The sequence below is a fragment of the Terrabacter terrae genome (genome assembly GCF_039529575.1).
Taxonomy (GTDB): Bacteria; Actinomycetota; Actinomycetes; order Actinomycetales; family Dermatophilaceae; genus Terrabacter; species Terrabacter terrae.
This window is the reverse complement of record NZ_BAAANB010000020.1, coordinates 52,322-60,632: the sequence shown is the minus strand read 5'-3', so window position 1 is coordinate 60,632 and position 8,311 is coordinate 52,322. Positions and strand designations below refer to the sequence as shown.

General features: G+C 73.7%; 9 protein-coding genes. 5 read left to right on the top strand and 4 right to left on the bottom strand.

Annotation, left to right across the window (positions count from 1 at the left end):
• Nucleotides 1-846: LolA family protein (locus tag ABD194_RS09335; RefSeq protein ID WP_425579966.1), on the bottom strand; the 846-nt coding region annotated here is incomplete at its 3' end.
• A gap of 104 nt (nucleotides 847-950) precedes the next feature.
• On the opposite strand from ABD194_RS09335, the gene ABD194_RS09330 reads away from it, so the two are divergent.
• Together ABD194_RS09330 and ABD194_RS09325 are read left to right on the top strand one after the other, a co-directional pair.
• On the top strand, nucleotides 951-1,601 hold the full coding sequence (locus tag ABD194_RS09330; RefSeq protein WP_343990555.1) for a response regulator transcription factor: 651 nt from the start codon (nucleotides 951-953) through the stop codon (nucleotides 1,599-1,601).
• Nucleotides 1,598-3,043 carry a sensor histidine kinase gene (locus ABD194_RS09325; protein WP_343990553.1) on the top strand — a complete coding sequence of 482 codons (1,446 nt, stop codon included), beginning with the start codon at nucleotides 1,598-1,600 and terminating at the stop codon, nucleotides 3,041-3,043. Before ABD194_RS09330 ends, ABD194_RS09325 begins: the two co-directional genes overlap by 4 nt.
• Here ABD194_RS09325 and ABD194_RS09320 read toward each other — a convergent pair.
• Together ABD194_RS09320 and ABD194_RS09315 are read right to left on the bottom strand one after the other, a co-directional pair.
• Nucleotides 3,006-3,407 carry an HAD family hydrolase gene (locus ABD194_RS09320; RefSeq protein WP_343990551.1) on the bottom strand — a complete coding sequence of 134 codons (402 nt, stop codon included), beginning with the start codon at nucleotides 3,405-3,407 and terminating at the stop codon, nucleotides 3,006-3,008. The genes ABD194_RS09325 and ABD194_RS09320 overlap by 38 nt on opposite strands.
• The gene (locus ABD194_RS09315; protein WP_343990549.1) at nucleotides 3,404-4,129 is read right to left on the bottom strand and encodes a hypothetical protein; all 726 of its coding nucleotides are present in this window, start codon (nucleotides 4,127-4,129) and stop codon (nucleotides 3,404-3,406) included. Before ABD194_RS09315 ends, ABD194_RS09320 begins: the two co-directional genes overlap by 4 nt.
• Before the next feature lie 117 nt (nucleotides 4,130-4,246).
• Between ABD194_RS09315 and ABD194_RS09310 the strand changes: the two genes are divergently transcribed.
• The 3 genes from ABD194_RS09310 (at nucleotide 4,247) to ABD194_RS09300 (ending at nucleotide 7,453) form a co-directional block, all read left to right on the top strand.
• Nucleotides 4,247-4,954: an LppX_LprAFG lipoprotein gene (locus ABD194_RS09310; protein WP_343990547.1), complete on the top strand. Its 708-nt coding sequence runs from the start codon at nucleotides 4,247-4,249 to the stop codon at nucleotides 4,952-4,954.
• A 9-nt stretch (nucleotides 4,955-4,963) separates the two neighbouring features.
• Nucleotides 4,964-6,745 (top strand): MFS transporter, encoded by a 1,782-nt coding sequence (locus ABD194_RS09305; protein WP_343990545.1) that lies wholly within the window; start codon nucleotides 4,964-4,966, stop codon nucleotides 6,743-6,745.
• Nucleotides 6,746-6,979: 234 nt separating this feature from the next.
• Entirely contained in the window at nucleotides 6,980-7,453 is a 474-nt protein-coding gene (locus ABD194_RS09300) for a hypothetical protein (protein WP_343990543.1), read from the top strand.
• An 18-nt stretch (nucleotides 7,454-7,471) separates the two neighbouring features.
• Here ABD194_RS09300 and ABD194_RS09295 read toward each other — a convergent pair whose 3' ends face one another.
• Nucleotides 7,472-8,263, bottom strand: coding sequence for an exodeoxyribonuclease III (locus ABD194_RS09295; RefSeq protein ID WP_343990541.1), 792 nt, complete (start codon nucleotides 8,261-8,263; stop codon nucleotides 7,472-7,474).
• Nucleotides 8,264-8,311 lie beyond the last annotated feature (48 nt).

Below are 8,311 nucleotides of genomic sequence, written 5' to 3'. Positions count from 1 at the left end.
CGTCGTGCCGGCGGGCGGGGTGAAGGCGAACTGACGTGCCTCCGGCGTCGAGAAGTCGACGGCGGTGAAGCCCACCTCGAAGGCCGGGTTGGACACCTTGGTCGAGTAGACCTGCACCCGCAGCGGCACGTGCTTCTCTGCGTCGATCGCGATGCGCACCGACGCCACCCGCGTGGCCGTGTCCTTCGGGGTCAGGACGAGCTCGTATGCCGACCGGCCGGCGACCGACGCGGCCCCCGAGGTCGTCACTGCCGTGTCCTTGCCCATGGCGGCCAGCGCCGCCGAGGCCGCCTGGTCCGGAGTGCTCGGGACGCCCCCCGGGAGGGTGCCCGAGGGGCGGTGGGGCGCCGTGCCCGGCTGGCCAGGGCGGTGACCCGTGCCGAGGGTGTGGTGAACGGCCGTCTTGTCTGCGCTCGACCACAGCCACAGGTCGGAGCCGTTGCGGATCACGTCGGACTCACCGCTCGTGCCGACGAGGGCGAGCCGCTGTCGCGACGGCCCGTCGACCCAGACGCGCCACGTGTGGGTGCCCGACAGGAGCGAGGTGAGCGAGCTCCCGCCGGCCGCCGTCAGGCCCCCTCCACCGGCGCCGCCGCCGGCCGGGCCGCCCGCGGTGAGGCCCGGCAGCTGCGGCAGCCCGAGGTCCGAGGTCTGCACGACGGTGCCGGAGAGGCGCGAGACGTCGGCGGAGCGCACGTCCGCGAGCAGCTGCTGGGCCGTCCGGGAGGGCAGGCCGGAGTCGGCGGACGCCGACTGGTTCAGCGCGAGCGCCGCGACGCCGATGACCCCGACGGCGGCGGCCGGCAGGCCCCAGCGGGCGGCCGGGTGTTCGGTGAAGATGCTCATGGACCCATCGTGCGCCTGTCCGGCTGAGAGGCGACTGAGAAGGGACGGGCGCCGTGTCGGCCGCTCGACGGCCTCCTTCCCGCGCCGCGTGCCATGGTTGCCGTGTGCGGGTGCTGCTGGTCGAGGACGAGGCCCGGATGGCCGCCGCCCTGGCGCGCGGACTCGGCGCCGAGGGCTTCGTCGTGGACCACGTCGCCGACGGGGTCGCCGGGCTCGACGCGGCGCGCTTCGGCGGCTACGACGTGGTCGTCCTCGACATCATGCTGCCAGGCCTGTCCGGCTACACCGTCGTGCGGACCCTGCGGGAGGAGGAGAACTGGGTCCCGGTCCTCCTGCTCACCGCGAAGGACGGAGAGTACGACGAGGCGGACGGCCTCGACTACGGCGCAGACGACTACCTCACCAAGCCCTTCTCGTTCGTCGTGCTCCTCGCCCGTCTACGGGCGCTGCTGCGCCGTGACCCCGCCCCGCGGCCGGTCGTCCTGCGGCACTCGGGCGTGAGTCTCGACCCGTCCACCCGACGCGTCGAGGTGGACGGCGCCGAAGTGGCGCTCGCCCCGCGTGAGTTCCGCCTGCTCGAGCACCTCCTGCGCGCGGGTGACGCCGTCGTGCCCAAGGAGGAGCTGCTGGAGCGGGTCTGGGGCGGCAGGGAGGACCCGAACGTCGTCGAGGTGTACGTCGGTTACCTGCGACGCAAGCTCGGGCGGTCGCGGATCGAGACCGTGCGCGGCGCCGGCTACCGGATGGCGCGGTGAACGCGGGCCGGCCCCGGGAGGCCTTCTTCCGCAGAGGCGCTCGTCGTCTCGCGGGACTGGGGCTGCGCGGACGCCTCATGCTCGTCGGGCTCCTCGGGGTCGCGGGCGCCCTTGCCGTCGGTGGGGTGCTCCTCTACGTCGTGCTGACCGGGTCGCTGTCCCGCTCGGTCGAGGCGGCCGCCCGCGCGAGCGCCCAGCAGGTGGCCCTGCTCGTCGACGCGGGCCGAGTCCCCGACCCCGTACCGGTGTCTGGCGCACAGGTGCTCCAGGTCCTCGACGCCGAGGGACGGGTCGTCAGCGGCTCGGTGACCGCCGACCGGCTCACCGCGCTCGTCACCGACGCCGAGCGTCGCCAGGCCCTGGCCGGAGACACGGTCGTCGTGCCGGGGAGTCGCTCGGGCCTCAGTGGCCGGCTGCAGGTCGCGGCGGTCGCGGCCGGTCCGCAGGGAGGCCCAGGCCGCACCTACACCGTCGTGGCGGCCGCCTCCACGGCCGACATCGAGCAGAGTGCCCGAACGGTGCGCTGGCTGCTCCTCGTGATCTTTCCCCTGCTGCTCGCAGTGCTCGCGGTGATCGCCTGGCGGGTCATCGGGGCCGCGCTGGCGCCCGTCGAGGCGCTGCGCCAGGGGGCGGAACGCATCGACGACGCGTCGTCGGAGGACGTGCGCCTCCCGGTCCCGCCGACCGACGACGAGGTGAGTGCTCTCGCCACCACGCTGAACGCCATGCTCGACCGGATCGGCACGGCTCGCCGGAGGCAGCGTGCCTTCGTCGCCGACGCCGCGCACGAGCTGCGCAGCCCGCTGGCGAGCCTGCGCACCCAGCTCGAGGTCGCGCAGCGCCTCCGGGAGGGCGGCCGGCTGCCCGAGGAGCTCCTGCCCGACGTGGACCGGCTCTCCCGGCTCGTCGACGACCTGCTGCTCCTGGCCCGCACCGACGACGCCGCCACGCCGGGAGCCCCGGGTCCACCGTCGTGCGTCGACGTGGCTGCGCTGCTGGACGAGATCGTGGAGCGGTACCGCTCCGCCCGCGTGCCCGTGCGGACGGCGCGTCACCTCCCCAGCCACCGGCTCGAGGTGACCGTGCCGGCGGTGGACCTGACCCGCGCCCTGACCAACCTCGTCGACAACGCGGTGCGTCACGCTCAGGGCTCGGTCGTGCTCGACGCCTACCGCGTCACCGATCCCGGCCACCACCAGGTGTGTGTCGTCGTCACCGACGACGGGCACGGCATACCCGCTGCCGACCGTGAGCGCGTCTTCGACCGCTTCACCCGCCTCGACGAGGCTCGCGACCGCGACAGCGGGGGCACCGGCCTCGGCCTGCCCATCACCCGAGCCCTCCTACGGCGCCGGGGCGGGGACGTGACGCTGGAGGACGCTGCACCCGGGGTGCGCGCCGTCGTCACGCTCCCGGCAGCGCCCACTTCCGGCCGAGGGTGAACAACTCTGCGTGCCAAGCGAACTCACGGGCGGCCGTGACGTTCTCGGCCCGGTCATCGGTGAACCAGACCTCCCCACGGCCCAGCTCGCGCCCCACGTCGGCCTCGATCACGGCGTGGGCTGCGGTGTAGGCCCGCGAGTCCGGCTTCACGACGCCGAAGTCGGCGCTGTTGAGCACCGCGTCGAAAACGAAGCCCTGCCGGCCGGTGATGGTCGGCAGCAGCAGGTCACTGCGGAACGCCGTCGTCGAGACGTGCCCGGCGGGCAGCCCCAGGGCCGCCTCGATGGCAGGAGCGGCGTCGCCCGGGCCGAAGTCCCGGACGGCGCCGTCGAGGTCGAAGACGTAGGCAGCGTGCCTGGTCACACCGACGAGTCGCGTTGCTCGCGCTCCTCGGCGACCGTCGAGCCGGTGTGCTCGGAGACGCCCTCGGCGTGGGCCGTCCCCCCGTGGTGGGCGCCGTATGCCGTGTCGTCGCGGTCGCTCCCGTACGTCGTGTCGCTGCTGTATGCCGTGTCGCCGTAGGCGGTGCCGCTGTGGCTCGTGTCGTCGTGGGCGTAGTCGCGCGTGTCGTCTCCCGACGTCCGCCAGGACGCGGTGCCCTCGTGGACGCTGCCCTCGGCGCGGCCGGTCACGACGTCGGCGACCGACGGCTGCTCGCGCTCGCGCAGCCGGGACTCACGGTCGGCCAGCTCGGCCTCCCGGGTGTCGAGGCCCTCGTGGCGGGCGGCGAGCTCGTTCTCACGACGGCGCAGGTCCTCGTCGCGCAGGCCGGCCTCGTGCAGGCGGTCCTCGTGCTCGCGGCGCGTGGCCTCGGCGCCCTCCTCGATCTCGGCGACACGGGCGCGCTCCTTCTCCTCGCGGCGCAGTCGAGCCCGACGGCGGGCCGCCGCCGCCAGGAGCGCCCAGCCGAGGGCGAAGAGCAGCATCGCGACCACGCCGTAGAGCACGAGCTCGAGCGGGGACGCGTTGCGGGTCAGGCCCAGCGCCGTGACCGGGACGACGGCGGTGGCGGCGTGGGTGGCGACGTAGGCGACGACGCCCACTGCGACGCCGAGCAGTAGCAGGATGACTCCGAGCAGTGCCATGGGTTCGTGCTCCTTCGTCAGGTGGCGAGGCGGTCCCGCCGCGGTCCCCGAACCTAGCCATACCCACCTGGCGCGGCCAGCCGAGCGGTGCCGCACCACTCGGTTAGCCTGACGCGCATGCGCATCACCGGAAAGCTTGCGGCCGCTGCCCTCTCGGCGACGTGCGTGGTCACCGTCGCGGCCTGCTCGAGCCCGGACGGCGCCTCGCCGAACCAGACGCAGCTGTCGCCGGCGCAGCGCCTGGCGGCGGCCAAGGCCAAGGTCGACGCCGCCCCCTCGGTGCACCTCCAGCTCGCCAGCTCCGACGTGCCGCAGGGCTCCTCCGGCGTCGTGTCGGCCGACGGCTGGGGCAAGCACCCGCCGGCGTTCAAGGGCACCTTCAAGGTGAGCCTCAAGGGCGTGCAGGCCGACGCCGAGATCACCTCGCTCGGCGGCGACGTCTACGCCAGGCTGCCGCTGATCCCGGGCACCAACAAGATCGACCCCAAGACCTTCAACGTGCCCGACCCCGCCGTCCTCTTCTCGCCCGAGAAGGGGCTCACCACGCTCCTCACGGCCACGACGTCGCCCAGCGCCGGTGACAAGGTGCGCCGCGGCTCCGAGGTGCTGTCCACCATCAAGGGCAGCCTGCCGGGGAAGGCGGTCACGGACCTCTTCCTCATCGGCGACAGCAACGGAACCTTCTCGGCGACCTACGGGCTCACCGACACCCAGGAGCTGCGCCAGGTCGCCATCGCGGGACCGTTCTTCGGTGCGGGGACCACCTCGACCTACACGCTGACGCTCGACCAGTACGGCCGACCCGTCACCATCACCAAGCCCTGAGGGCCCGCGATGCCCTCCGCCACCGCGCACGGCACGCACCGGTTCGCCCTGCTCGCGGCGGCCTCGGCCGCGGTGGCGCTCGCGGCCGCCGACACCTACGTCGTCGTCCTGGCCCTGACCGACATGATGGCCGGGGTCGGCATCGGCATCGACGCCCTGCAGCGCGCGACCCCGATCATCTCCGGGTTCCTCCTCGGCTACATCGCCGTGCTCCCGCTGATCGGGCGCCTGTCGGACCTGCTCGACCGGCGCCGCATCCTGCTCGGCTGCCTTCTGGTCTTCGTCGTCGGGTCCGCCGTGACGGCACTCGCCGTCGAGATGCCGGTCCTCGTCACCGGACGGGTGCTCCAGGGCATCGGCGGAGGAGGGCTCGTGCCGGCGACGCTCGCGCTCGTCGCGGACCTGTGGCCGGCCCACCGCCGCGGCACGCCGCTCGGCGTCGTCGGGGCCGTGCAGGAGCTCGGCTCGGTGCTCGGACCGGTGCTCGGAGCCGTCGTCCTCGCGTGGTCCGGTTGGCGAGCGATCTTCTGGCTCAACGTCGCCGCCGCCCTCGTGCTGTATGCCGTCATCCACGTCCTCGGGACCCGCGGGCAGGCGGAGGGCGGACGGACCCCTACCCCGGGCAGCGCGCACACGACCCGCTGGAGGCTCGTGTCGGCGGTCGTGGTCGTGCTGCTGGTGCTGGGACTCGCCGCGACGGGCCTCGCCCTGGCGGCCCCGGAGTCGCTCGTGACCGACGTGGCGCTGGGAGCCCCGTTCGTGCCGTTCACCGGCACGTCCCGGCTGCTGACTCCGATCGGTGTCGCTGGTCTGGGCCTGCTGGTCGTCGTGGCGGCGCTCACCGCCCCGCGCTGGTGGGCCGTGCTGCGGCGGGCCGACCTCGTCGGGGCCCTTCTCGTCGCGGTGGCGCTCGGCTGCCTCGTGCTGACCTTCGCCTCCTCGGACCCGGAGAAGGAGGTCGTCGGGCCGCTCGGCTACAGCCTGCTGCCGGTCGGCGCGCTCGCTCTCGTGGCCCTGGCGTGGTGGCACCGGCGCGCCGCCGACCCGCTGATCCCTCGGGGCACCCTGGGCGCGCGTGGCCTGCGCTCGCTCGTCGTCAGCCTTCTCGTCGGGGCGGCCCTCGTCGCCGTCGTCGTCGATGTGCCGCTCCTCGCCCGGCTCACCGACGCCTACGACGAGACGGGGGCTGCGCTGGTCCTCGTCCGCTTCCTGCTCGCCGTCCCGGTCGGCGCGCTGCTCGGCGGGCTGGCGCTGCGGCGGCTCGGCGACGGGGCGGTCGCGGGGCCCGGCCTGCTGCTCGCCGGCGCCGGTCTGCTCGTCATGTCCGGGTGGACGCTCCAGTCCGTCACCGAGACGGTGCCCGCCACGGTGGTGCTCGTGGTGGTCGGGCTCGGCATGGGTCTGGCCCTCGCTCCGGTCAACGACGCGGCGCTCGCCGACTCGCCGGCCCACTCCCACGGCGTCGCGAGCTCCCTCGTCGTCGTGGCGCGCATGGTCGGGATGGTCGTGGGGCTGGCGCTGCTCACCTCGATCGGCCTCAGCCGCTACTTCGATGCCGTCCGCCGCCTCCCGAACCAGCTCGACACCGACGCACTCATCGGGGCCGGGGTGGTGCAGGTTCAGACGGTGTTCCTCGGTGGCGCTGTCGCGGCCCTGCTCGGGGCCGGGGGCGCCCTGACGCTCGGCCTGAGCTCTCGAACGAGCACCGGAGCGACCGACCGAGCCACCGGGACGGACACCGAGCCGCACACCGACCCGGACACCGACCGGCCCCGCTTCGTCGCCCTCTGACGGCACCTCGCCCAGCCCCACATGGGCGCCGGATGGCGCGGTGTCGGCCGGAACCTCGCGGCGGCCACGGCAGCCGGCCAGACGGCGCGATACCGCGGCGCTCTACTCCATCCGCCCCTCCCACGCATGTGGGGTGAAGGCAAGTGCCTCTCTTGACGGCCGATCTCGACCACCCCGACTCTGGAGGATGGCGGCCGGCCTCAGCCGACCGTCACCGCACCAAGGGGGTTGGAGATGGACGAGCACGTGTTGAACCGTCGGCGGGTCCTGCTGGGAACGGGCGCCGTGGCCATCGGGGGCGTCGCCGGCGCCTCGTCGGCGGCTGCGAGCAGCACCGGGGGCTCTGGGATCAGTGGGAGCTGGGTGGTCTCCCGCAAGGACGACACCGCCGGCGCGGTCAGGACGACGACCGTGGTCGGCTTCGCGGCAGGCAGCGTCCTTCTGAGCCAGGACATCTCTCCGGCGGACTCGCCCCTCATCGGCACCTGGGCACGTCGAGGGGACAACGGGTTCGAGGCCACGGTCTGGACGGGCCAGCCCGGGCCCGCCGGTCCCGGCAAGCCGGGAGTCACGGTCCGGGTCCACATCCGAGGCACCGTGAGCGGTGACCGGATCCGGGGGACCTACCAGTTCACGATCTTCGACCCGTCGGGTGCCGTCTCGATGCGCGGCACCGGCTCGTTCACCGGCCGTCCCATCGAGGCCTGACAGCCGCTGCCGGCGCGGTCACTCGCCGACCTGGAAGACGACAGGGGCGTGGTCGGAGGCTCCCTTGCCCTTGCGTTCCTCGCGGTCGACCGCCGCACCGACGACGCGCTGAGCCAGGGTGGGGGAGCACAGGGCGAAGTCGATGCGCATGCCCTGCCGCTTCGGGAACCGCAGCTGCGTGTAGTCCCAGTACGTGAAGGTCCCCGGCTCGCTGGTGTGCGGACGGACGACATCCTGGAAGCCGGCATCGACGACGCCCTGGAACGCCGCGCGCTCGCCGGGCGAGGTGTGCGTGCGGCCTTCGTAGTAGGCGACGCTCCACACGTCGGCATCGGTCGGCGCGATGTTCCAGTCGCCGAGCAGCGCGATCTGCGCGTCGGGGTCCTCGGCGAGCCAGCCGCGACCAGCCACGGCCAGGGCCTCGAGCCAGGTCAGCTTGTAGCGCAGGTGCGGATCGTCGAGCGCGCGGCCATTGGGCACGTAGAGCGACCACACGCGTACGCCGTTGCAGACCGCGCCGACCGCGCGCGCCTCGGGGACGACGGGGTCTCCCCAGCCGGGCATCCCGTCGAAGCCGACGCGCACGTCCTCGAGGCCGACCCGGGAGGCGATGGCCACGCCGTTCCACTGGCTGAGGCCGTGGTGCGCCACCTCGTAGCCGAGCGCCTCGAACCGCTCGAGCGGGAACTGGTCCTCGCGGGCCTTGGTCTCCTGGATGGCCAGCACGTCGACGTCGGTGCGTTCGAGCCAGGCGGCGACGCGGTCGATGCGGGACCGGATGGAGTTGACGTTCCAGGTGGCGATGCGCACAGTCGGCCACCCTAGACGGCCGCGGGAACACCGGGTGCCTAGGGTGAG

What these genes read in the sequence shown, in the direction of transcription:
- ABD194_RS09305 (WP_343990545.1), top strand. Translation starts at nt 4,964, where the DNA reads ATGCCCTCCGCCACCGCGCACGGCACGCACCGGTTCGCCCTGCTCGCG.
- ABD194_RS09310 (WP_343990547.1), top strand. Translation starts at nt 4,247, where the DNA reads ATGCGCATCACCGGAAAGCTTGCGGCCGCTGCCCTCTCGGCGACGTGC.
- ABD194_RS09300 (WP_343990543.1), top strand. Translation starts at nt 6,980, where the DNA reads ATGGACGAGCACGTGTTGAACCGTCGGCGGGTCCTGCTGGGAACGGGC.
- ABD194_RS09315 (WP_343990549.1), bottom strand. Translation starts at nt 4,129, where the DNA reads ATGGCACTGCTCGGAGTCATCCTGCTACTGCTCGGCGTCGCAGTGGGC.